Origin of the sequence: Thauera sp. 2A1, from assembly GCF_009469595.2 — a bacterium.
Classification (GTDB): domain Bacteria; phylum Pseudomonadota; class Gammaproteobacteria; order Burkholderiales; family Rhodocyclaceae; genus Thauera.
Window position 1 is genome coordinate 19,638 of the sequence record NZ_SSXV01000012.1, and the last position, 21,903, is coordinate 41,540.

At 66.1% G+C, this 21,903-nt stretch carries 24 protein-coding genes; 3 read left to right on the top strand and 21 right to left on the bottom strand.

The window, feature by feature from the left end; translation table 11 throughout:
- Positions 1-148: 148 nt before the first annotated feature.
- The 8 genes from GH664_RS12335 to GH664_RS12370 all read right to left on the bottom strand — a co-directional run bounded on the left by GH664_RS12335 (position 149) and on the right by GH664_RS12370 (position 8,686).
- Positions 149-826, bottom strand: coding sequence for a phosphoglycolate phosphatase (locus GH664_RS12335; RefSeq protein ID WP_153168379.1), 678 nt, complete (start codon positions 824-826; stop codon positions 149-151).
- On the bottom strand, positions 823-1,518 hold the full coding sequence (gene rpe / locus GH664_RS12340; protein WP_153168380.1) for a ribulose-phosphate 3-epimerase: 696 nt from the start codon (positions 1,516-1,518) through the stop codon (positions 823-825). The genes GH664_RS12335 and rpe overlap by 4 nt, the downstream gene beginning before the upstream one ends.
- A 52-nt stretch (positions 1,519-1,570) precedes the next feature.
- Positions 1,571-3,928 carry a GspE/PulE family protein gene (locus GH664_RS12345; RefSeq protein WP_153168381.1) on the bottom strand — a complete coding sequence of 786 codons (2,358 nt, stop codon included), beginning with the start codon at positions 3,926-3,928 and terminating at the stop codon, positions 1,571-1,573.
- A gap of 87 nt (positions 3,929-4,015) precedes the next feature.
- On the bottom strand, positions 4,016-4,783 hold the full coding sequence (locus GH664_RS12350) for an MBL fold metallo-hydrolase (protein ID WP_153168382.1): 768 nt from the start codon (positions 4,781-4,783) through the stop codon (positions 4,016-4,018).
- 128 nt (positions 4,784-4,911) lie between these two features.
- A complete protein-coding gene (locus GH664_RS12355) occupies positions 4,912-5,658 on the bottom strand; it encodes an FHA domain-containing protein (RefSeq protein ID WP_153168383.1) in 747 nt (248 codons plus the stop codon).
- Between the two features lie 165 nt (positions 5,659-5,823).
- Positions 5,824-6,717, bottom strand: coding sequence for a succinate--CoA ligase subunit alpha (gene sucD / locus GH664_RS12360; RefSeq protein ID WP_153168384.1), 894 nt, complete (start codon positions 6,715-6,717; stop codon positions 5,824-5,826).
- A gap of 12 nt (positions 6,718-6,729) precedes the next feature.
- The gene (gene sucC / locus GH664_RS12365) at positions 6,730-7,890 is read right to left on the bottom strand and encodes an ADP-forming succinate--CoA ligase subunit beta (protein WP_153168385.1); all 1,161 of its coding nucleotides are present in this window, start codon (positions 7,888-7,890) and stop codon (positions 6,730-6,732) included.
- A gap of 241 nt (positions 7,891-8,131) precedes the next feature.
- Positions 8,132-8,686: a DUF2889 domain-containing protein gene (locus GH664_RS12370; RefSeq protein WP_153168386.1), complete on the bottom strand. Its 555-nt coding sequence runs from the start codon at positions 8,684-8,686 to the stop codon at positions 8,132-8,134.
- Positions 8,687-8,890: 204 nt separating this feature from the next.
- On the opposite strand from GH664_RS12370, the gene GH664_RS12375 reads away from it, so the two are divergent.
- Entirely contained in the window at positions 8,891-10,867 is a 1,977-nt protein-coding gene (locus tag GH664_RS12375) for a FimV family protein (protein WP_153168387.1), read from the top strand.
- 7 nt (positions 10,868-10,874) lie between these two features.
- On the opposite strand, the gene GH664_RS12380 is transcribed toward GH664_RS12375, so the two are convergent.
- Complete coding sequence (locus GH664_RS12380; RefSeq protein ID WP_153168388.1) at positions 10,875-11,630, bottom strand: Nif3-like dinuclear metal center hexameric protein; 756 nt, start codon at positions 11,628-11,630, stop codon at positions 10,875-10,877.
- Positions 11,631-11,707: 77 nt separating this feature from the next.
- Here GH664_RS12380 and GH664_RS12385 point away from each other — a divergent pair, with 77 nt between their 5' ends.
- Entirely contained in the window at positions 11,708-12,877 is a 1,170-nt protein-coding gene (locus GH664_RS12385; RefSeq protein WP_153168389.1) for a Do family serine endopeptidase, read from the top strand.
- Between the two features lie 3 nt (positions 12,878-12,880).
- Here GH664_RS12385 and tatC read toward each other — a convergent pair whose 3' ends face one another.
- From tatC to hisB, 10 genes are all read right to left on the bottom strand, one after another.
- Positions 12,881-13,663 carry a twin-arginine translocase subunit TatC gene (gene tatC / locus GH664_RS12390; protein ID WP_153168390.1) on the bottom strand — a complete coding sequence of 261 codons (783 nt, stop codon included), beginning with the start codon at positions 13,661-13,663 and terminating at the stop codon, positions 12,881-12,883.
- On the bottom strand, positions 13,660-14,103 hold the full coding sequence (gene tatB, locus GH664_RS12395; RefSeq protein WP_153168391.1) for a Sec-independent protein translocase protein TatB: 444 nt from the start codon (positions 14,101-14,103) through the stop codon (positions 13,660-13,662). The genes tatC and tatB overlap by 4 nt, the downstream gene beginning before the upstream one ends.
- 89 nt (positions 14,104-14,192) lie before the next feature.
- Complete coding sequence (tatA, locus tag GH664_RS12400) at positions 14,193-14,423, bottom strand: Sec-independent protein translocase subunit TatA (protein ID WP_153168392.1); 231 nt, start codon at positions 14,421-14,423, stop codon at positions 14,193-14,195.
- Positions 14,424-14,435: 12 nt separating this feature from the next.
- The gene (locus GH664_RS12405) at positions 14,436-14,783 is read right to left on the bottom strand and encodes a histidine triad nucleotide-binding protein (protein ID WP_153168393.1); all 348 of its coding nucleotides are present in this window, start codon (positions 14,781-14,783) and stop codon (positions 14,436-14,438) included.
- An 11-nt stretch (positions 14,784-14,794) separates the two neighbouring features.
- Entirely contained in the window at positions 14,795-15,121 is a 327-nt protein-coding gene (locus GH664_RS12410) for a phosphoribosyl-ATP diphosphatase (RefSeq protein WP_153168394.1), read from the bottom strand.
- Positions 15,118-15,513, bottom strand: coding sequence for a phosphoribosyl-AMP cyclohydrolase (hisI, locus tag GH664_RS12415; protein ID WP_153168395.1), 396 nt, complete (start codon positions 15,511-15,513; stop codon positions 15,118-15,120). The genes GH664_RS12410 and hisI overlap by 4 nt, the downstream gene beginning before the upstream one ends.
- Positions 15,510-16,271, bottom strand: coding sequence for an imidazole glycerol phosphate synthase subunit HisF (hisF, locus tag GH664_RS12420; protein WP_368857355.1), 762 nt, complete (start codon positions 16,269-16,271; stop codon positions 15,510-15,512). Before hisF ends, hisI begins: the two co-directional genes overlap by 4 nt.
- Positions 16,272-16,290: 19 nt before the next feature.
- The gene (hisA, locus tag GH664_RS12425; RefSeq protein WP_153168397.1) at positions 16,291-17,040 is read right to left on the bottom strand and encodes a 1-(5-phosphoribosyl)-5-[(5-phosphoribosylamino)methylideneamino]imidazole-4-carboxamide isomerase; all 750 of its coding nucleotides are present in this window, start codon (positions 17,038-17,040) and stop codon (positions 16,291-16,293) included.
- Positions 17,041-17,087: 47 nt separating this feature from the next.
- A complete protein-coding gene (hisH, locus tag GH664_RS12430; protein ID WP_153168398.1) occupies positions 17,088-17,726 on the bottom strand; it encodes an imidazole glycerol phosphate synthase subunit HisH in 639 nt (212 codons plus the stop codon).
- 58 nt (positions 17,727-17,784) lie between these two features.
- On the bottom strand, positions 17,785-18,372 hold the full coding sequence (gene hisB / locus GH664_RS12435) for an imidazoleglycerol-phosphate dehydratase HisB (RefSeq protein ID WP_153168399.1): 588 nt from the start codon (positions 18,370-18,372) through the stop codon (positions 17,785-17,787).
- Between the two features lie 155 nt (positions 18,373-18,527).
- Between hisB and hisC the strand changes: the two genes are divergently transcribed.
- On the top strand, positions 18,528-19,601 hold the full coding sequence (gene hisC / locus GH664_RS12440) for a histidinol-phosphate transaminase (RefSeq protein WP_153168400.1): 1,074 nt from the start codon (positions 18,528-18,530) through the stop codon (positions 19,599-19,601).
- Positions 19,602-19,920: 319 nt separating this feature from the next.
- On the opposite strand, the gene hisD is transcribed toward hisC, so the two are convergent.
- Positions 19,921-21,228, bottom strand: coding sequence for a histidinol dehydrogenase (hisD, locus tag GH664_RS12445; protein ID WP_153168401.1), 1,308 nt, complete (start codon positions 21,226-21,228; stop codon positions 19,921-19,923).
- Between the two features lie 10 nt (positions 21,229-21,238).
- Complete coding sequence (gene hisG, locus GH664_RS12450; protein WP_153168402.1) at positions 21,239-21,883, bottom strand: ATP phosphoribosyltransferase; 645 nt, start codon at positions 21,881-21,883, stop codon at positions 21,239-21,241.
- Between the last annotated feature and the right edge of the window lie 20 nt (positions 21,884-21,903).

Below are 21,903 nucleotides of genomic sequence, written 5' to 3' on the forward strand. Positions count from 1 at the left end.
ACGCCAACCGCCGCGCCAGCAGGGCTGGGCGGAATGGTCGGCAGCGAAAAAGCGATCCCGGTTTGCGAACGTCACGATATCGATCTGGCGTGGAGATTGACGAACGGACCCGATGGCAAACGGACCCGATGGCGAACGAACCTGCCCGCTATGCAGGAACGATATGGTCGAGCGCCTGAAGTGCGTTCGATAGTAGCCCATCGCATTCGATGGTGTCCACCGGCCGGCCTTCGCTGTAGCCGTAGGTGACCAGCAGCACCGGCATGCCGGCGCCCTGCGCCGCCAGCGCGTCGTTGGCCGAATCGCCGATCATCAGCGCATCCCTTGCCGATACGCCGAGCCGCTCGCAGGCCAGGTGCAGCACGGCCGGGTCGGGCTTCTTCACCGGCAGCGTGTCGCCGCTCACCACCGTGTCGAAGTGGCCGGCCATGCCCATGCGATCGAGCAGCGGCAGCGTGAAGGCCTCGGCCTTGTTGGTCACCACCGCGAGCTTGATGCTGCGCGCCCGCAGCACGGAGATCGTTTCCAGCACACCCGGATAGATGCGGGTACTGACGCCGTTGACCATGTGATAGTGGCGGCGGAACACCGCCACCGCGGCCTCGATCTCGTCCTCGCCGGCCTGCGCGTTCTCGGTCAGGCAGCGCCGCACCAGGTTGGGGATGCCCTTGCCGACGAAGCTGTGGATCTCGTCCTGCGTGCGCACCGGCCGCCCAAGCTCGGCGAGCATGCGGTTGGCGGCTTCGGCCAGGTCGCCGATGGTGTCGAGCAGCGTGCCGTCGAGGTCGAACAGCACCGCGCGCGGGGAATAGCGTGCCGGGCTCATGCGCCCACCGTGGCCAGTTCGGCGCGCAAGGCCCTGATCACGCTGTCGTAGCGGTTGGAGTCGGAATCCTTGCCGGCGCCGAACACCGCCGAGCCGGCGACGAAGGTGTCGGCGCCGGCGCGGGCAATCTCGGCGATGTTGTCGACCTTCACGCCGCCGTCGATCTCGAGCAGGATGCGCCGCCCGGTCTTCGCCTCGTAGGCGTCGATCTTCTCGCGCGCGGCACGCAGCTTGTTGAGCGTCTCGGGAATGAACTTCTGTCCGCCGAAGCCGGGGTTCACACTCATCAACAGCACCACGTCGAGCTTGTCCATGACGTGGTCCATGTAGTGCAGCGGCGTCGCCGGGTTGAACACCAGCCCCGCCTGGCAGCCCGAATCGCGAATCAGGCCCAGGCTGCGGTCGATGTGCTCCGAGCCTTCCGGATGGAAGGTGATGACGTTGGCGCCGGCCTTGGCGAAGTCCGGGATGATGCGATCCACCGGCTTCACCATCAGGTGCACGTCTATCGTCGCCTGCGTCACCGGCCGGATGGCTTCGCACACCAGCGGGCCAATGGTGAGGTTGGGCACGTAATGGTTGTCCATCACGTCGAAGTGGATCCAGTCGGCACCCGAGGCGATGACCTGGGTGATCTCCTCGCCGAGCTTGGCGAAATTGGCGGACAGGATGCTGGGGGCGATGCGATACATGGGCGGCTCCGGCAGCGCTAGGGTCTGCCGCGATTCTAAGCGCCGCCCGCCTTCAGCGCACGCAGACCTTGCGCACCTGCCTGAGGTCGGTGATGCCGCCCAGCACCTTCTCGATGCCATCCTGGCGCAGCGTGCGCATGCCTTCGGCGAGCGCCTCGCCGAGCACGCGCGACACCGGCGCGCGCTCCTGGATCAGGCGCTTGAGCGCATCCGAGCCCGGCATCAGCTCATGCAGCCCAACCCGCCCCTTATAGCCCTCGGTGCATTCGGGGCAGCCCACCGGGCGCTGCAGCGTGAAGTGCCCGTCCGCATCCGCATACGCCTTGCGCCAGCGCTCGAGCACCTTGCGCCGCTCGCCCTCGGGGTCGGCCTGGAAGGCGGGCGTCAGGTGCATGTCCTCGCAGTACTCCTCGAGCAGCAGGCGGATCTCGTCCTCGCCGGGGCGGTAGGCCGTCTTGCACTTGCGGCACAACCGCTTGGCGAGCCGCTGCGCCAGCACGCCGAGCAGTGCGTCGGCGAAATTGAACGGGTCCATGCCCATGTCGAGCAGCCGCACCACGGACTCCGGCGCGCTGTTGGTGTGCAGCGTGGAGAACACCAGGTGGCCGGTGAGCGAAGCCTCGATGCCGACCGACACCGTCTCGTGGTCGCGCATCTCGCCCACCATGATGACATCGGGATCGGCACGCAGGAAGGCGCGCATCATGGTGGCGAAGTCGAGCCCCGCCTTGCGGTTGACCTGAACCTGGCGCAGGCCCTTCTGCGTGATCTCGACCGGATCCTCGACCGTCCAGATCTTGGTGTCCGGCGTGTTGATGTAGCTCAGGATGGAGTGCAGCGTGGTCGTCTTGCCCGAGCCGGTGGGGCCGCAGACGAAGAAGATGCCGTACGGCTTGGCGACGATCTGCTTCAAGCGCTCGAGGTTGTCGGGCAGCAGGCCGAGCTGGTCGATCGGGATGGGCTCGCTGCCCACCAGCAGGCGCATCACCACATCCTCCATGCCGCCCTGCGTCGGCAGCGTGGCCACGCGCAGTTCGATGTCGAGCGGTGCGTACTTGCGGAAGCGGATCTTGCCGTCCTGCGGCTTGCGGCGCTCCGAGATGTCCAGGTCGCACATGATCTTGATGCGCGTCACCAGCGCGTTGCGGTAGCTGGCGGGCACCTCGATGTAGGGCACGAGCGAGCCGTCCTTGCGGAAACGGATCAGCGTCTTTTCCTTGCCCGGGCGCGGCTCGATGTGGACGTCGGAAGCGCCCTGGCGGTAAGCGTCGATGACGATCTTGTTGACCAGCTTCACCAGCTCGTTGTCGGCGGCGGCGCTGACGTCGTCGCTCAGGGAGCCTTCGTCGTCGTGCTCGTCGAGCCCGACCAGCAGGTCGCTCACCGAACCGGCATCGAGCCCCTGGTCGAAGAACTGACCGACGGTGCGCTCGAAGTCATGCAGCGTGGTGACATGGAAGTTGAGGCGCTTCTTCGGCAGTACATTCTGCGCGATGCCCGAGCTGCGCACCTGCTCCGGGTCGATGCAGAGGATGACGACACCGTCGGCGTTCTCCTCCAGTGGCAGCCACATGTTCTGCAGCACGTAGTCGCGCTTGATGTTGCGCAGCAGGTCGATCGGCTTGACGTGATTTGTGTTGTATGGCGTATAGGGCACGCCGAAGAAGCGCGACGCCGCTTCACCCAGTTCCTTCGGGGACAGGCCGAGGCGCTCGATCAGCAGGGATTCCGTGCTGACGCCCTCCTCGCGTGCGGCGCGGGTGATCTCGGCCAGCTCGCCGGCGGTGATGTGCCCCTCTGCCACCAGCGCATCGAAGCGCGAGCGCAACTGCGCGGCCTTCTGGCGGTGGCGGGCGAAGGCCACGCCCAGGGTCAGGGTCAGACCCAGCAGGCCCTCTTCCGCCACGCTGGTAAAGCGCGCGCCGGCCAGGTTGTTGATCAGTTGCACGACCCCCAGCACGCGCCCGCCATCGGGGTCGCAGATCGGCGCCGCCAGCATCTCCTTCGAGTGGAAGCCGGTGCTGGCATCGACCTCGCGGCGCAACGCGAGCTGCGGCGAGATCTGGTGCAGCTCGGCAACGTCGTAGGCGTCGCCGATATTGACCGTGCGGCCGGTAAGCGCCACGAAGCCCGCGATGCTGTTCTCGGCAACGGGCAGGCGGATGCTCTGTACTGCATTGAGGCCGGTCTTCACCAGGGTGGCGATCGAGCTGCCCCCATCCTCGACGACATAGATCGACAGCCGCTCGGCTTCGAACAGCGCGCACAGCGCAGCGGACAGATCGAGGATGATCTCGTCGATGTCGTTCGCAGCATGGATGCGGGTGGTGATCGCCTGCAGCTCCTTGAAGAACGCCAGCCGCCGGGCGACTTCACTACCGGAAAAGGTCTTGACGGACGTCGAGGTCATGGCTGCCGTGCCCAAACGCGATGGAAAGGAGGGCCGATTCTAAGCCCGGACGAAGCGCGACGCATGCGAGGATCGGACGGCTGCGCTTCAGAACTCCAGCACCTGCCCCTGCTCGAGGCGCCGCGCCTGCAGCCGCGGCTCGTACCCGGCGATCTGCTGCATGATGCGATCACCCTGGCCCGGCTTGAGGTGACTGATGTGCACCTCGGGCGTCACCTGCAATTCGGACAGCATCTCGGCAACCATGCCGGGGCAAAGGTGGCGCGAAGCCAGCGCGAGGCCGCGCTGCTCATCGGAAAACGCAGTCTCGATGATCAGGTGCCGCAGCGCGGGCTGGGCATTGATCGCCGCGATCATCTCGGGGCAGTAGCCGGTGTCACCCGAATAGAAGAGCTGGCCCGAACCACTGTCGAGGCAGAACGACACGGCCGGCACCGTATGTTGCGCCGGCAGTGCGGTGATGCGCCGCCTGCCCAGCCTCACCGGCTCGCCGAGCCGAATCGACTGGAACCGGAGGAAGGGGCGATGGCGATCGGGGATGGATGAAAAATCAGGCCAGATCAGCCAGTTGAAGATGTGCGAATGCAGGATGCGTATCGTCTCGGCCGTCGCATAGATCACGATCGGCGTTCCGCGGGCATCGCCCACCGAGTCGATGAGCATGGGAAGGGAGGCGATGTGGTCGAGGTGCGCGTGCGAAATGAAGATGTGGTCGATGCCGGCCAGCGCGTCGAGCTCCAGATCGCCCACGCCCGTGCCGCAGTCGACAAGGATGTCCTCATCGACGACGAAGGACGTGGTGCGCGCATGCGCCCCGCCTATCCCTCCGCTACATCCAAGCACCTTGAGCTTCATAGACGATCACGGCCGGCGCCTGCGTGCCGGGTACGGGCCTCCCTGGATCCGCGTTGATCAACCCAGTGCGGGACCTTAGCACCGCCCCGACGTGATCGATGTGCCAAAAATCACGAGACTTCCAGCCCTCACGGGCGGAAGAAGAACTCCATCTTCACGCCGGCGATGTCGATGATGTCATGATCATCGAGCGGGTGCGCCTGGGCATCCAGCGCACGGCCGTTGACCGTCGGAAACACCGCGCCCTCGACATGCGTGATGAAGTACCCTTGCGCCCGGCGAGTGATGACGGCCACCTGCCGTCCGGGCTTGCCGAGCGTGGTGAGCGATTTCACGAGCTCGAGCTCGCGCCCGGCATTCGCGCCGCTCAACACCTGCAGCATTCCGATTCGTTCCAGGCCTGGCACGGCTGTCTGCGCGGCTCGCTCGAGGGCGTCGGCACCCAGCACCTGGGTACGCAATGCCCCACTGTCGCCGGTGGCCGGCAGCCCCCCGGGCGGCGACACGTCGGTGGCGGTAGGCGGCATCTCGAACGGCTTCAGCGCCGAGGTCTCGACCATCTCCGATGGCGACAGGCCGGGCTGCGTCGCGTCGACGAGGTATTTGAGCCGGTACTTGCCAAGCTCGACCACGTCGTTGTTGTGCAGCACATGCTTCTTGACCGGCTGCCCATTGACGTAGGTGCCATTGGTGCTGTTCTGGTCCTCGAGGAAGGCGTCGTTGAGGATGCAGGTGATCACTGCGTGCTGGCCGCTGATCGCCAGGTTGTCGATCTGGATGTCATTATTCGCCTTGCGGCCGATGGACGTCCGCTCCTTGTTGAGCAGAATCTCCTTGAGCACGAGCCCGTCCATGCTGAGGATCAGCTTCGGCATTGCGCATTCCCGTCGATCCGCCCCCGCCGGGGGCGCACAAGTTTTCACTGCCGGCTAGGCCGGGCCTCCGGTCCGTGATGCAAATTCTAGCGCGCCCCTTCGCCCGCCGTGGACAAAAAAAGCGCCGGTCACCCGGCGCTTTCGATGCCTGGGGCATGCGCCCGGTCAGAGCAGGGTCTTCAGCAGCTTGCCCATTTCGGACGGGTTGCGCGTCACCTTGAAGCCGCACTCTTCCATGATGGCGAGCTTGGCATCGGCGGTGTCGGCGCCGCCGGAGATCAGCGCGCCGGCGTGGCCCATGCGCTTGCCGGCCGGCGCGGTGACGCCGGCGATGAAGCCGACGATCGGCTTCTTCATGTTGGCCTTGCACCACTGTGCGGCTTCGGCTTCGTCAGGACCGCCGATCTCGCCGATCATGATCACCGCGTCGGTGTCCGGATCGTCGTTGAACATGCGCATCACGTCGATGTGCTTGAGGCCGTTGATCGGGTCGCCGCCGATGCCGACCGCCGAGGACTGGCCGAGGCCGATCTCGGTGAGTTGCGCCACAGCTTCATAGGTCAGCGTGCCGGAACGCGACACGACACCGATGCGGCCCTTGCGATGGATGTGGCCGGGCATGATGCCGATCTTGATCTCGTCGGGCGTGATCAGGCCGGGGCAGTTGGGGCCGAGCAGCAGCGTTTCCTTGCCGCCGGCGGCGACCTTCTGCTTCATCTTGTTGCGCACGACCAGCATGTCGCGGACCGGGATGCCTTCGGTGATGCAGATCGCCAGATCGAGGTCGGCCTCGCAGGCTTCCCAGATGGCGTCGGCAGCGCCTGCAGGCGGCACGTAGATCACCGACACGGTGGCGCCGGTGTCGGCGGCGGCTTCCTTCACCGAGGCGTAGATGGGGATGTCGAAGATCTTCTCGCCCGCCTTCTTGGGATTCACCCCGGCGACGAAGCAGTTCTTGCCGTTGGCGTATTCCTGGCACTTCTCGGTGTGGAACTGCCCGGTCTTGCCGGTGATGCCCTGGGTGATGACCTTGGTGTCTTTGTTGATCAGGATGGACATTCGCAACTCTCCTTACTTGACCGCAGCGACGATCTTGGTCGCGGCTTCCGCCATGGTGTCGGCGGTGATGATCGGCAGGCCCGACTCGGCGAGGATCTTCTTGCCGAGGTCTTCGTTGGTGCCCTTCATGCGCACCACGAGCGGGACGGAGAGATGCACTTCCCTGGCCGCGGCGACCACGCCGGTGGCGATGGTGTCACAGCGCATGATGCCGCCGAAGATATTGACCAGGATGCCCTTCACCTTGGGGTTCTTGAGCATGATCTTGAAGGCTTCGGTGACCTTCTCGGTGGTCGCGCCGCCGCCGACGTCGAGGAAGTTGGCCGGCTCGGCGCCGAACAGCTTGATCGTGTCCATGGTGGCCATCGCCAGGCCGGCGCCGTTCACCAGGCAGCCGATGTTGCCGTCGAGGCTGATGTAGGCGAGGTCGAACTTGGAGGCTTCGATCTCGTCCGCATCCTCTTCATCGAGGTCGCGGTAGGCGACGATCTCGGGGTGACGGTAGAGCGCGTTGGAATCGAAGTTGAACTTGGCGTCGAGCGCCTTCACGGTGCCGTTGCCCTCGTGGATCAGCGGGTTGATTTCCGCCAGCGAGGCATCGGTCTCCATGTAGCAGGTGTAGAGTTTCTTGAGGGTGTCTACTGCCTGGGCGATCGAACCTTCCGGCATGCCGATGCCCTTGGCCAGCTCGAGGGCCTGCGCGTCGGTGAGGCCGACGAGCGGATCGACGAACACCTTGATGATCTTCTCGGGCGTCTTGTGGGCAACTTCCTCGATGTCCATGCCACCTTCGGAAGAGGCCATCACCGCGACCTTCTGCGTGGCACGGTCGGTCAATGCGGCGACGTAGTACTCGTGCTGGATGTCGGCGCCTTCCTCGATCAGCAGGTTGCGCACCTTCTGGCCCTCGGGACCGGTCTGGTGGGTCACGAGCTGCATGCCGAGAATCTGGGATGCGTACTGACGCACTTCGTCCAGCGACTTGGCGACCTTCACGCCGCCGCCCTTGCCACGGCCGCCGGCGTGGATCTGGGCCTTCACCACCCAGATCTTGCCACCGAGTTCCTGGGCCGCTTTGACCGCGTCGTCGACGCTGGTGCAATGGATGCCGCGCGGCGTGACGACGCCATATTTTCTCAGTACTTCCTTTGCCTGATACTCATGAATCTTCATGGTTGCCCTTCGATCAAAGCCGCGGCGGACACCCGCCGCGAACAGGTTGATGGCACGGTTCGGAGCATCGCTCCGCGACAGGCGTCGTCTCCCTCGTCCGCCTCCCGCCGCCCCCGACCGGAACCAGCCGGCCTCGTATCCGGAAAAGTCACGCGCAATACGTGCTTACCCCAAGACCTCAGAATTATACATAATTACGGCGATCTTGATGCAGAGCATGGCGCGCGACGCCTGCTGCCGCTCAGCCGTCGCGCTGCGGTGCGCGATACCACTTCGGGTAGTAGCGCCTGACAGCCTCCGCAGAGGTTTCGAGCGCATGACATCGATCGAGCTGGAAGGGCTTGTCCACCGTTTCTTCGTCATCGCGCCGGAAACTGACGAAGGTCTGGATCGCGGCGGTAGGCAGCGACAGCAGCAGCTCGCTCAGGTGCGTGCAGCCGCGAACATCGGCGAACATCTCCCCCACCGTGCGGCGAAAGCCGCGCACCAGGTTGAGGCCGATGAGCTGGCGATAGGCCGGCCCGATCGTGTCGCACTGCCCGGGATACGGCACCCAGTCGGAACACGCCGCGGCATCGATGATGTTGAACTCCGCATCGAGCGTGACCCGCACCCGCATCAGGTGCACCGGGTCGCCGGCACGGCGCAGGCCGGACGAAATCGGAAAGTCCTGATCCTTGACGTCGGTCAGCGACGCCTCCAGGTCGTAGAGCCCATCGTCGCGCAGGAAGCCTTCGACTTCGATGCGGCGCGTATGAACGCGACGTCGGGAAGAATGAGGGGGCGGAAGAGGCATGGGTGACGTACGACAGCGTATGGAACAAGGCGATGTTAGCCGATCAAATGGCGTCGCGGACAACCGGCTTTCAGGTGGATGCGGCGGGAACATGCTGCGGATCGCCATAAATGTCGCACCCGCCCCCGGTCATTGCTGGAAGCGGCTGGAATAGTCTGATAAAACCTGCTGCATGACTGACGACCACCGCCAGCCGAGCGGAGCATGAAAACAAGACGGTTCCCGATCGCCGCGGCCCTTGCCGCCCTTTTTGCCAGCACCCTCCCATGGGCGTCCGCCAGCGCCGCCGCACTGGGCGAGATCGCCTCCCTGTCGGCGGTCGGCGCGCCGTTCCGTGCCGAATTCGGCATCGCTTCCGGCTCGGCCGAGGACTTGCAGGGCTGCCTGCGCGTCGTCGTCCCCGAGGACGCTGCGCACGACCTTCCCTGGCTCACGGGCGGACGCATCAGCACGGTCGGGCGAGGCTCCGCGGCACGCATCGTCATCAGCAGCAGCCAGGTGATCAACGAGCCGGCGATCCGGTTGGCCATCGCCAACGTCTGCGACGCGCAGTTGCGACGCGAGTACACTGCCCTGCTGCCCTATCGGGCCGATCCGACGCTGCCCGCGGCCGCGCCCGTCGCTGTGCCGCGCGAGGCGGCGCGAACGGGCAGCGTCCGCGCCGCCCGCAGCCATGCGACCACCTGGTCGACCGCGACGGGCGAATCGCTCGCCAGCCTGGCTAGCGCGCTCTACCCCGACGATGCGGCGGCGCGCCGGCGTTTCGTCCGCGCCACGGCAGCGGCCAACCCGGAGCTGTTCCCCGACGCCGCATCGCAGCGTACAGAGCTGCCGCCCGGCACGCCGGTGCGGATTCCGGACCTTCGCCGGGTCGCCGCGCCTTCCGCCGCAGTCGCGCCCGAACCCGCGCAGCGGCGTCCTGTCCGTGCCGAGACCGCACCGCAGCCGGCCCGCCCCACCGCCGCCCCTGCGGTCGCTCGCGCCTCGCCGCCCACCGCGGCGACCGCCAGCGATCGCGTGGTCGTGGCGCCGGACCGGCGCGAAGCCGCGGCAGCGGCAGCAGTGCCGCCGCAGGGCAGCGCCGCTGGGCGCCGCCACGAAGACTCGCTCAATCCGCTCAGGCGCGAACGTGACCTGACCGAAGCGATCGATCGCAGCATCGTCGCCGAAATGGAATTGCTGAGGCGCATCAAGGAACTGGAGCAGATCCAGGCCCAGCTCGAGCAGCGGACGCGCGCAATTGCCGCACTCCCGCCGGTCATGCCGCCTGCGACACCCACCGCCCCGCAATTGGTGAACACGGCAGGCTCGACGAATGTCACGGATTCCCAGCCCGAGGCGACACCGAGCCGCGCATGGCACGACTGGATGCTGGGCGGCGGGCTGCTGCTGGCGACCCTGCTCGTGCTCGCCGCGGTGTCGCGCCGGCGCGCCGCGAGCGAAGGCTCCGCCGCTTCGCCGCAACCGGGCCGCAGCGCGGGAACGCGGAGGACGTCACCTCCGCTGACGGCGCCCCCCGCCATTGCGGCCGCGGACACGGCAGATGCGGCGGCGCGTGGCACGGCATTGCACAGCGCCGCAACCACCCCGGCGGGGGCACCCGCAGACGAGTTGCGCATCGACTGGGAGTCGCCCGCTCACACTACCCGCTCCCATCCATCTGCAACGGTGGCAAGCGCAGACATGCAGGAGCTTGCCGAGGATCACAAGTCCGCGGTCGAACTCGCCGACATCATGATGAGCTTTGGTCGCTTGCAGGGTGCTGCGGACACGCTCGCCGAGTTCATCCAGGGCAATCCGCGCCAGGCCATCTCGCCCTGGCTGAAGCTGCTCGACGTCTATCGCGCGGCAGGCTTGCGCGGCGAATTCGACGAGTTGTCGCGCCAGCTCAACAAGACCTTCAACGTGCGCCGGGTGAGCTGGGAAAACTACGACACCTTGCGCAACACCTCGCTTTCGCTCGAGAACATGCCACACATCGTCGCCCGGCTGCAGGCCCTGTGGGGTTCGCGCGAATGCCAGGCGTACATCCAGCAGTTGCTGCGCGACAACCGCGACGGCTCGCGGCAAGGCCTCCCATTCGTGGTGATCGACGACCTACTCGTGCTGGAGGGGGTGCTGGAGCAGGAGTTCGGCCCTTACCGCTCCTATGCGATGAAGGTGGCCGACGCCGTCGAATAGGACAAGGTCAAACCGGGTTGGGCAGATCGACGAAGTCTGCGTCGATCTGGCAGACCTCGCGCAGGTGGCGGGCAAGCGCGCGTACACCGTAGCGCTCGGTGGCGTGGTGTCCGGCTGCGATGTAGGGCACACCGGATTCGAGCGCGAGATGGACCGTCTGCTCTGAGATCTCGCCGGACACATAGAGATCGGCACCTGCGGCAATCGCCTGCTCGAAATAGCCCTGCGCCGCACCGGTGCACCACGCGACCCGATGCACGGCACGCGCCGCATCGCCAATCAGCAGGGGTTCGCGCCCCAGGCGCGCGGCGATCGAGCGCGCCAGGCAGGCGGCGGTTTCGGCACCCGGCTGCGCTGCGGGGCGGCCGATCCAGCCCAGGTCCTGGTCGGCGAAGCGCCCCTCACCGCTCCAGCCCATGACGCGTGCAAGCTGCGCGTTGTTGCCCAGTTCGGGATGAGCGTCGAGCGGCAGATGGTATGCGATCAGGCTGATGTCATGCGAAAGGAGGGCCTGCAGGCGCCGCTTGCGCAGACCGGTGACGCGGCCGTCCTCGCCGCGCCAGAAATAACCGTGATGCACCAGCACAGCGTCGTACTCCCCGCTCACCGCGAGATCGACCAGAGCCTGGCTGGCGGTCACGCCGCACAGCACCCTGCGCACCTCCGCGCGACCTTCCACTTGCAGACCGTTTGGGCAATAATCCTTGAGCCTTGAGGCTTCCAGCAGTGCGTCGAGATGCTCGTGCAGCTCCCTGAGTTGCATGATTTCCTCACTCCGTTCTTGCACGCGGCGCCGCGCATGTGCGCGATGCCAGAGACTTTCTCCAATCGCCCGCCATTATGCGCCGTCTGTGGCTCACCTTCGCGCAGGCTGTGACCATCAGCGTCGCGGTCCTGTTCGTCCTCAATACCCTGAAACCGGAGTGGCTGCGCGACGCTCCCACCGGCACGGTGGTGGCCGTGCGTGAAGATCCGTCCGGCGCTGGCACGACCGCCCCTGTGCAGGCGGTCAGCTCCTACGCTGGTGCTGCCCAGCGCTCGCTGCCGGCAGTAGTGCACATCTTCACCAGCAAGGCAGGCGGCAGCGGCCGTCATCCGCTGATGGACGACCCCATCTTCCGCCACTTCTTCGGCGACCGCTTCGACGGCGACCCGGGCCAGCGCGCCTCCGGCCTCGGCTCCGGGGTAATCGTGAGCGCCGACGGCTACATCCTGACCAACAACCATGTCGTCGAGGCCGCCGACGCGATGGAAGTGGCGCTCAACGACGGGCGCAAGTTCAGCGCCCGCCTCGTCGGCCGCGACCCGGAGTCCGACCTGGCGATCCTCAAGATCTCCAGCGAATCGGAATTGCCGGCCATCACCTTTGCCGATGAGACGACGCTGCACGTGGGCGATGTGGTGCTTGCCATCGGCAATCCGTTCGGCGTGGGGCAGACGGTGACGATGGGCATCGTCTCGGCGCTCGGCCGCAGCCAGCTCGGCATCAATACCTTCGAGAACTACATCCAGACCGATGCGGCCATCAACCCGGGCAATTCGGGCGGCGCGCTGGTCGACAGCGCCGGGCGTCTGGTGGGTCTCAACACCGCGATCTACTCCCGCTCGGGCGGCTCGCTCGGCATCGGCTTCGCCATCCCGGTGTCGATTGCGCGCAACGTGCTGGAGCAGATCGTCGCCCGCGGCGAGGTGACCCGCGGCTGGGTCGGCGTCGAGATTCAGGACATCACGCCCGAACTGGCCGAATCCTTCGGCCTGCGGGACGCGAAGGGTGCGCTGATTGCCGGGGTGCTGCGCAACAGTCCGGCCGACCGCGCCGGCATCCGCCCGGGCGACGTGCTGGTGGCCATCGGTGACCAGTCGATCGCTGACCCCAGGGCCATGCTGGATCTCGTTGCTGCACTCCAGCCGGGACGGAAGGAGCACTTCAAGGTACGACGCGGCGCAGAAGCAGTCGATCTCGAGGTCGAGATCGGCCGCCGTCCGACGCCGGCGACGGCGGCTCGATGAACGTTATTGCCGATCCACAGAGCCCGTGTCCGCATCCGCGACCACGAGCGCATTGCCGTCCCCGCTCGCCACTGGGCGAGACACCATTCTCGCAAGCAGGATGCCCAGCTCGTAGAGCAGGCACATCGGCACGGCCAGCATGCACTGCGAGACGACGTCCGGCGGTGTGACGATGGCGGCGACCACGAAGGCACCGACGATCACGTAAGGCCGGACCTCCTTCAGCTTGGCCACCTCGACAAGACCGGTCTTGACCAGCAGGATCACGATCACCGGCACTTCGAAGGTGATGCCGAAGGCGATGAACATGGACATCACGAAGGAAAGGTACTGCTCGATGTCAGGCGCCGGGACGATGCTCTTGGGCGCGAACTCGGCGATGAACTTGAACACCGTGCCGAATACAAAGAAGTAGCAGAACGCCATGCCCAGCACGAAGAGTGCGCTGCTGCCGATCACCAGCGGCACCGCCAGCCGGCGCTCATGGGCGTAAAGGCCGGGCGCGATGAAGGCCCAGGCCTGATACAGCACCACAGGCAGCGCGAGCACGAAGGCAACCATCATCGTGACTTTCACCGGCACGAAGAAAGGGGTCACCACGCCGGTCGCGATCATGTGCGTTCCGGTAGGCAAGGTCGCCATCATCGGCTTGGCGAGGATGTCGTAGATGTCGCCCGCCCAAGGCATCAGGCAGACGAAGACGACCCCCACCGCAATGAGCGCGCGAAGCAGGCGATCGCGCAGCTCCATGAGATGGGCAATGAAGCTTTCCTGCTGGTCGGTCATGCCTTGTCCGCCTGATTCGGGGTATTGGATGACGGCGACGGCTGCGACGACGGCAGCCCCAACTCGAGCTGGGCGCTGGCAGGCGCCGCTGCGCCCTCGGCCGGCACCGCGCCCGGGGCAGTAGCCGCACCCGTGGCTGCGGCCTCCAGTGCGCGCAATTCCTCGCCGGCGCGACTCACTTCGCCCTCGACACTGGCCACCTGGGCACGCACCGAATTTTCGATCGTCTGCGCCTGCTGCCTGACCTGCTCCTGGAGTTTCTTCAGCTCCTCGAGCTGCATCTCGCGCTGGATGTCGGACTTCACGTCCGATACGTAACGCTGCAGCCGCCCGAGAAGGTGACCTGCCGTGCGCGCCACCTTGGGCAGGCGCTCAGGGCCGACGACGATCAGCATCACAATGCCGATGACGACGAGTTCCGAAAAGCCGAAATCGAACATGTTGTTTCCGAACCCGCGCCTGCCAGGGCAGACGCGAAAACGAAGGGGCGCTCGCTACCGGGCGCCCCTCGATGTGTCGGACGTGGCGCTCAGGAGGTCTTGTCGACCTTTTCGCGCGCCTCGCCCTCGATGGTCTGGCCGTCGCCGGAGATCTTCTGCTGCGTCGAACCCGCAGCGGCATCACCCTCGCGCATGCCTTCCTTGAAGCCCTTCACCGCGCCACCGAGATCTGATCCGATATTGCGCAGCTTCTTCGTCCCGAACACCAGCATGACGATGACCAGCACGATCAGCCAGTGCCAGATGCTGAATGAACCCATACACCGCTCTCCTTAGCGCTTCAACATGGGCGGCAGCGGATCTGCGCCGCCCAGAATGTGCAGGTGGAGATGATACACCTCCTGCAAACCGACCCTTCCGGTGTTGACAATAGTGCGGAAACCATCCGTACAGCCTTGATCCTGCGCAATCCGCGCGGCGGCGACCATCAGGCGGCCCATCGCCGCTTCGTGCCGGTCCTCGAGTTGCGCCATCGAGTCGACGTGTTCCTTGGGGATCACCAGCACGTGCACCGGCGCAACAGGCCGGATGTCGTGGAACGCCAGCACGTGATCGTCCTCGTAGACTTTCCGCGCCGGGATCTCACCGCGCACGATACGGCAGAACAGGCAATCGCTCATCGTCTGCATCCTCAGGCGGCCGTGCGCGACTTCTTCTCGTCGATGCCCGAAACACCCTCGCGGCGGCGGAATTCCGCCAGCACGTCGTCGACCGACAGGCCGTGATGGGCGAGCAGGACCATGGAGTGGAACCACAGGTCGGTGACTTCCCACACCAGGTGCAGCATGTCACGATCCTTGGCCGCCATGATGGTCTCGGCCGCTTCCTCAGCGACCTTCTTGCAGATCGCGTCGGTGCCCTTGGCGTACAGGCTGGAGACATAGGAGGAGTCGGGGTCGGCCTTCTTGCGCTCGGCAAGCGTGGCGGATACGCGGTGCAGCACTTCGATGTCGATCATTTGTAGATATCCTGCGGGTCTTTCAAAACCGGTTCGACGGCCTCCCAGCGGCCATCGGCGAAATACTTCTGGAAGAAGCAACTGTGCCGCCCGGTATGGCAGGCGATGCCCCCCACCTGCTCGATCTTCAGCAGCACCACGTCGTTGTCGCAATCGATGCGGATGTCGAGCACCTTCTGTACGTGACCGGATTCCTCACCCTTGTGCCACAGTTTGCGCCGCGAACGTGACCAGTAGATCGCTTCACCGGTCTCGGCGGTGCGCTGCAGCGCCTCGCGATTCATCCAGGCGAACATCAGCACGTCGCCGGACGACGCTTCCTGGGCGATCACCGGCACCAGGCCCTGCGCGTCCCACTTGACCTCGTTAAGCCACTTCGTGCTGACGCTCACAGCCGTACCTCGATGCCGCGCGCGTGCATCAGCTCCTTGGCCTCGCGCACGGTGTGTTGTCCGAAATGGAAGATGCTCGCCGCCAGCACCGCGTCGGCCCGGCCTTCGGTCACGCCATCGGCGAGGTGCTCCAGCGTGCCCACGCCGCCGCTGGCAATGACGGGGATGCCGACCGCGTCGGCGACCGCGCGCGTGAGGCCGAGATCGAAGCCGATCTTGGTGCCGTCGCGGTCCATGCTGGTGAGCAGGATCTCGCCCGCGCCCAGGGATTCCACCCTGCGCGCCCACTCGATCGCGTCCAGCCCGGTGTTGTTGCGGCCACCGTGGGTGAAGACCTGCCACTTGCCCGGCGCGGTCTGCTTCGCATCGACGGCGACGACGATGCATTGGCTGCCGACCTTGCTCGCCGCGTCATGCACGAGCTGCGGATTGTTCACCGCCGCCGTGTTCATGCTGACCTTGTCCGCGCCGGCGTTGAGCAGGCGGCGCACGTCGTCCACGCTGCGCACGCCACCGCCGACGGTCAGCGGGATGAAGACCTGCTCGGCCACCTGCTCGACCACGTGCAGGATGATGTCGCGCGCGTCGGAACTGGCCGTGATGTCGAGGAAGGTGATCTCGTCGGCGCCCTGCTCGTCGTAGCGGCGCGCGATCTCCACCGGATCGCCGGCATCGCGCAGCTCGACGAAATTGACACCCTTCACGACGCGCCCGGCATTGACGTCCAGGCAGGGAATGATGCGTTTGGCGAGCATCAGCGGCGCCCAGCAGGAGTTTTCATTCGGTGACGCCGCTCAGTTCGTCGGCCCGCGCCTGCGCAGCGGCAAAATCCAGCGTGCCTTCGTAGATCGCGCGGCCGGTGATGGCGCCCATGATGCCTTCGTCCTCGACCGCGCACAGCGCGTCGATGTCGCGCAGGTCGGTGATGCCACCGCTGGCGATGACCGGGATGCGTAGCGCACGCGCCAGGCGCACGGTGGCCTCGATATTGACGCCGGAGAGCATGCCGTCGCGACCGATGTCGGTGTAGATCACCGAATCGACACCGTAGTCCTCGAACTTCTTCGCCAGATCGACCACATCGTGCCCGGTGAGCTTGGACCAGCCATCCACCGCCACCTTGCCGTCCTTGGCATCCAGGCCGACGATGATGTGGCCGGGGAAGGCGCCGCAGGCGTCGTGCAGGAAGCCCGGGTTCTTCACCGCGGCGGTGCCGATGATGACGTAACTGATGCCGTTGTCGAGGTAGTGCTCGATGGTGTCAAGGTCACGGATGCCCCCGCCGAGCTGCACCGGAATGTCTTCGCCGACCACGTCGGTGATCGCGCGGATCGCGGCGCCGTTCTTTGGCTTGCCGGCGAAGGCGCCATTCAGGTCGACCAGGTGCAGCCGACGCGCGCCGGCATCGAGCCAGTGCCGCGCCATTGCGCCGGGGTCTTCGGAAAACACCGTGGCGGCGTCCATTTCGCCCTGCTTCAGGCGTACACAATGACCGTCCTTGAGGTCGATGGCGGGGATCAGCAACATACCGGGTCAGATTTCTTGAGCTGGAAGGGAGTGCGGGCAGGCATGAATCAGGGTGCCCACTGGACGAAATTCGCGAGCAGGCGGAGGCCGGCTGCAGCGCTCTTCTCGGGGTGAAACTGGACCGCGAAGATATTAGCCCGCGCTACCGCACTGGTAAAGCGCACGCCATAGTCGGTTTGCGCGGCCACCTCCGCCGCGTCGGCCGGCTGCACGAAGTAGCTGTGCACGAAGTAGAAGCGCTCGCCGTCGGGAATCCCTTCCCACAGCGCATGCGGCCGGCTTTGCCACACCTCGTTCCAGCCCATGTGCGGCACCTTCAGCCGCGCGCCGTCGGCCGCCACCATGCGCGCATCGGGAAAGCGGATCACGTCACCCTGCAGGATGCCCAGGCCCGGCACGTCGCCCTCGGCGCTGTGCTGGAACAGCATCTGCTCGCCGATGCAGATCCCCAGGAAGGGCTTGCTCGCCGCCGCCTCGAGCACCGCCGGCCGCAGCCCGCGAAGGTCGAGCTCGCGCATGCAGTCGGGCATCGCGCCCTGCCCCGGGAACACCACCTTCGCCGCCGCGGCGACGCGGGCAGGATCGGAAGTCACGAACACATCGTGGCCAGGCGCAACGTACTCGATCGCCTTGGCGACCGAACGCAGGTTGCCCATGCCGTAATCGATGATGGCCACTGAGGTCATCGGGAAAACTCGCTGAGGGGTAACGAAGGGATCGTTGCGGGAAAACCGTCGGGGCCGCTCAGAGCGCCCCTTTGGTGGACGGGATGACTCCGGCCGCGCGCTCGTCGCGCTCGGCGGCCATGCGCAGCGCACGGGCAAAGGCCTTGAACACCGTCTCACACTGGTGGTGCGCGTTGTCGCCACGCAGGTTGTCGATGTGAAGCGTGACGCCGGCGTGATTGACGAAGCCCTGGAAGAACTCGCGCACCAGGTCCACATCGAAGTTGCCGATGCGCGCACGCGTGTAATTCACGAAATAGTGCAGCCCGGGGCGTCCCGAGAAATCCACCACCACCCTCGAGAGCGCCTCGTCCAGCGGCACGTAGGCGTGGCCGTAGCGGCGCACCCCTTTCTTGTCGCCCAGCGCCTGGGCGAAAGCCTGGCCGATGGTGATGCCGACGTCCTCGACGGTGTGATGGTCGTCGATGTGGGTATCGCCCTCGCAGCGCACGTCGAGATCGATCAGGCCATGGCGCACGATCTGGTCGAGCATGTGATCGAGGAAGGGGACGCCGGTGGCGAGCGTGCCCTTGCCGGCGCCATCGAGATCGATGCGCACCGAGATGCGGGTTTCGAGGGTATTGCGAGTGACTTCGGCGTGCCGCATGGCTGGAACTGGCTTCGGAAGGGTGGGTTCGGACCATGATAACATCGCCCGACGAACAGGCTGCAATGCACAGCTTTTCGCTTGGACCCGGCAAACGCTGCCGCGTTGCATGAGGTCCGCCGACCGCCCGAACGCCATCACTTGCAGACATCCGCATGAGCCGCTACTGGAGCGCCGTGGTCCACGGCCTGACCCCCTATGTGCCGGGCGAGCAGCCCAAGCTGGACAATCTCGTCAAGCTCAACACCAACGAGCACCCCTACGGTCCGTCGCCCAGGGCGCTGGAAGCGATCCGCGCGGCCACCAGCGATGCGCTGCGCCTGTACCCCGATCCGAACTGCGATGCGCTGAAGGCGGCGCTGGCGAAGCGTCACGGCCTGCAGCCAAACCAGATCTTCGTCGGCAACGGCTCCGACGAAGTCCTGGCCCACGCCTTTGTGGCGCTGCTCAAGCATGAGCGGCCGCTGTGGTTCCCCGACATCACCTACAGCTTCTATCCGGTCTATTGCGGCCTGTATGGCGTCGACCACCGTACGATCCCGCTGGCCGACGACTACTCGATCCGCGTGGAAGACTACCTGCCGCAGGGTGACGACCACCCGGGCGCGATCATCTTCCCGAATCCGAACGCGCCCACCGGCCGGCTGATGGCGCTGGCCGACGTCGAGCGCATCGTCGCCTCAAACCCGGACGCGGTGGTGCTGATCGACGAAGCCTATGTGGATTTCGGCGGCGACAGCGCGATCGGGCTGGTCGACCGCTACCCGAACCTGCTCGTCGTGCACACGTTCTCGAAGAGCCGCTCGCTCGCCGGCCTGCGCGTGGGCTTCGCGGCCGGGCACGCATCGCTGATCGAGGCGCTCGAGCGGGTGAAGAACAGCTTCAACTCCTATCCGCTGGACCGCCTCGCGATCGCGGGCGCGGTCGCGTCAGTCGAGGATGAAGCGCATTTCCAGGAAAGCTGCCGCAAGGTGATCGCCACTCGCGAAGCGCTGGTTGCGCAGTTGGCCGTACTGGGCTTCGACGTCCTGCCTTCGGCCGCCAACTTCATCTTCGCGCGCCATCCGCAGCACGACGGCGCCGAGCTCGCCGCAGAATTGCGCAAGCGCGCGATCATCGTGCGCCACTTCAAGGCGCCACGCATCGACCAGTTCCTGCGCATCACAGTGGGGACGGACGAGCAGTGCAAGGTTCTGGTGGATGCGCTAAGAGAGATTCTCGGCCGCTGAACAGGCGACAAGCCTAGCCCGAGCGGCTCGGAGCATCCCTGGCGCAGGCGAGGACTGTCTGAGCCCGAAGGGCGAGTTCCGCAGCCTGCAGAAGGGATGCTCCGAGCCGCTCGGGCGGGTTAGGCATGCAGAAGGGGCTGTTCCGCACGATTCGTCGGCGCGGGCTCGCGACCGTGGCACGAATCCGTCGGAAGCGCTCGGGGTATTCATTCTGCCGGCTGCGGAACTCGCTCCCTTCGGTCGCTCGGACGGTCCTCGCCGGCGCCATGAATACCCCGACCACTTCCGACTAGCCGATCGCCGGATCTTTTCTCCGGACTTAGACCTTCAGCCGCATTTCTGCGGAGCGCGCATGCGCCTGCAGGCCCTCGCCATGCGCAAGGATCGACGCCACCTTGCCCAGATGCTGCGCCCCGGCCTCGGAAATATTGACGATGCTGGTGCGCTTCTGGAAATCGTAGGTGCCCAGCGGCGACGAGAAGCGCGCGCTGCGCATCGTCGGCAGCACGTGATTGGGGCCAGCGCAGTAATCGCCCAGCGCCTCCACCGCCCAGTGGCCGACGAAGATCGCCCCGGCATGACGGATGTGGTCTATCCAGGCTTCGGCGTTTTCCAGCGACAGCTCGAGGTGTTCGGGCGCGATGCGGTTGGCGATCGCGCAGGCCTGCTCCAGACTGTCGACGCGAATCAGCGCGCCGCGGTTGGCCAGCGACTTCGAGATCGTGTCGCGGCGCGGCATGGCCGGCAGCAGGCGATCGATCGCCGCGTGCACCGCGTCGATGAAGCCCGGATCCGTGCACAACAGGATCGACTGCGCCAGTTCGTCGTGCTCGGCCTGCGCGAACAGATCCATCGCCACCCAGTCCGCATGGCCGCTGCCGTCGGAGATGATCAGCACCTCGGACGGCCCGGCCACCATGTCGATGCCCACGGTGCCGAACACGCGGCGCTTGGCCTCGGCGACGAAAGCGTTGCCCGGGCCGACGATCTTGTCCACCTGCGGGACGGTCTGGGTGCCATAGGCCAGCGCCGCCACCGCCTGCGCGCCGCCGATCGTGAATACGCGATCGACGCCGGTGATCGCCGCGGCCGCCAGCACCAGCGCGTTCTTCTCGCCGCGCGGCGTGGGCACCACCATGATCAGCTCGCCGACGCCCGCGACCTTGGCCGGGATCGCATTCATCAGCACCGAGCTCGGATAGGACGCGCGCCCACCCGGCACGTACAGGCCGACACGGTCGAGCGGCGTCACCTTCTGGCCGAGGCGGGTGCCGTCGGCCTCGGCGTATTCCCAGGATTCGCCCTTCTGCCGCTCGTGATAGACACGCACGCGGTCGGCGGCGATGCGCAGCGCCTCGCGCTGCGCCACGCTCAGACTATCGAGCGCAGCATGCAGCTCGGATTTCGGCAGCTCCAGCGCCGCCATCGAATGGACGTCCAGCCCATCGAAACGGCGCGTGTATTCGACCACGGCGGCATCGCCGGTGGTGCGCACCGCACGCAGGATCTCGGTGACCGCCGTGTCGATGCGTTCGTCGGCCTCGGCTTCGAAGGCGAGCAGCGCATCGAGCGTGGTCAGGAATTCGGCATCGCGGGCGTCGAGTCGGTGGATCGGCGTCTGGCTCATGGAGACTTCCTCAGGGTTGCACCGCGCCGGCAAAGGCGTCCAGCACCGGCTGCAGCAGCTCGCGCTTGAGCTTCAGCGAAGCCTGATTGACGATCAGGCGCGAACTGATCGGCATGATGTCCTCGACTTCCTCGAGATTGTTGGCCCGCAGCGTGCTGCCGGTGGACACCAGGTCCACGATCGCATCGGCGAGCCCCACCAGCGGCGCCAGCTCCATCGAGCCGTACAGCTTGATCAGGTCGACATGCATGCCCTTGCCGGCGAAGTGCGCCTTGGCGGCGTTGATGTACTTGGTCGCCACACGAATGCGACCACCCGGGCGCGTCGCCGACGCGTAGTCGAAGCCCTTGCGCACCGCCACGCACAGCCGGCAGCGCGCGATGTTCAGGTCCAGCGGCTGGTACAGGCCCGCGCCGCCATGTTCGATCAGCACGTCCTTGCCGGCGATGCCGAGGTCGGCCGCGCCATACTGCACATAGGTCGGCGTGTCGGTGGCGCGCACGATGACGAGGCGCACATCCGGCCGGTTGGTGCCGATGATGAGCTTGCGCGAGGACTCGGGGTTATCGGTGGGCACGATGCCCGCGGCCGCCAGCAGCGGCAGCGTCTCTTCGAAGATGCGGCCCTTGGACAGGGCGAGGGTGATGCTGGACACGTGGAACGCCTTGATCGATC

Bases quoted from the DNA above. Each gene is read 5' to 3' on its own strand.
- GH664_RS12355 (WP_153168383.1), bottom strand. From the start codon at position 5,658: ATGCCGAAGCTGATCCTCAGCATGGACGGGCTCGTGCTCAAGGAGATT.
- hisH (WP_153168398.1), bottom strand. From the start codon at position 17,726: ATGACCTCAGTGGCCATCATCGATTACGGCATGGGCAACCTGCGTTCG.
- hisD (WP_153168401.1), bottom strand. From the start codon at position 21,228: ATGAGCCAGACGCCGATCCACCGACTCGACGCCCGCGATGCCGAATTC.
- GH664_RS12370 (WP_153168386.1), bottom strand. From the start codon at position 8,686: ATGCCTCTTCCGCCCCCTCATTCTTCCCGACGTCGCGTTCATACGCGC.
- GH664_RS12350 (WP_153168382.1), bottom strand. From the start codon at position 4,783: ATGAAGCTCAAGGTGCTTGGATGTAGCGGAGGGATAGGCGGGGCGCAT.
- sucC (WP_153168385.1), bottom strand. From the start codon at position 7,890: ATGAAGATTCATGAGTATCAGGCAAAGGAAGTACTGAGAAAATATGGC.
- GH664_RS12405 (WP_153168393.1), bottom strand. From the start codon at position 14,783: ATGAGCGATTGCCTGTTCTGCCGTATCGTGCGCGGTGAGATCCCGGCG.
- hisB (WP_153168399.1), bottom strand. From the start codon at position 18,372: ATGCGGCACGCCGAAGTCACTCGCAATACCCTCGAAACCCGCATCTCG.
- hisA (WP_153168397.1), bottom strand. From the start codon at position 17,040: ATGTTGCTGATCCCCGCCATCGACCTCAAGGACGGTCATTGTGTACGC.
- GH664_RS12410 (WP_153168394.1), bottom strand. From the start codon at position 15,121: ATGATCGACATCGAAGTGCTGCACCGCGTATCCGCCACGCTTGCCGAG.
- sucD (WP_153168384.1), bottom strand. From the start codon at position 6,717: ATGTCCATCCTGATCAACAAAGACACCAAGGTCATCACCCAGGGCATC.
- tatA (WP_153168392.1), bottom strand. From the start codon at position 14,423: ATGGGTTCATTCAGCATCTGGCACTGGCTGATCGTGCTGGTCATCGTC.
- hisC (WP_153168400.1), top strand. From the start codon at position 18,528: ATGAGCCGCTACTGGAGCGCCGTGGTCCACGGCCTGACCCCCTATGTG.
- GH664_RS12345 (WP_153168381.1), bottom strand. From the start codon at position 3,928: ATGACCTCGACGTCCGTCAAGACCTTTTCCGGTAGTGAAGTCGCCCGG.
- rpe (WP_153168380.1), bottom strand. From the start codon at position 1,518: ATGTATCGCATCGCCCCCAGCATCCTGTCCGCCAATTTCGCCAAGCTC.
- tatC (WP_153168390.1), bottom strand. From the start codon at position 13,663: ATGACCGACCAGCAGGAAAGCTTCATTGCCCATCTCATGGAGCTGCGC.
- GH664_RS12335 (WP_153168379.1), bottom strand. From the start codon at position 826: ATGAGCCCGGCACGCTATTCCCCGCGCGCGGTGCTGTTCGACCTCGAC.
- tatB (WP_153168391.1), bottom strand. From the start codon at position 14,103: ATGTTCGATTTCGGCTTTTCGGAACTCGTCGTCATCGGCATTGTGATG.
- GH664_RS12385 (WP_153168389.1), top strand. From the start codon at position 11,708: ATGCGCCGTCTGTGGCTCACCTTCGCGCAGGCTGTGACCATCAGCGTC.
- GH664_RS12380 (WP_153168388.1), bottom strand. From the start codon at position 11,630: ATGCAACTCAGGGAGCTGCACGAGCATCTCGACGCACTGCTGGAAGCC.
- GH664_RS12375 (WP_153168387.1), top strand. From the start codon at position 8,891: ATGAAAACAAGACGGTTCCCGATCGCCGCGGCCCTTGCCGCCCTTTTT.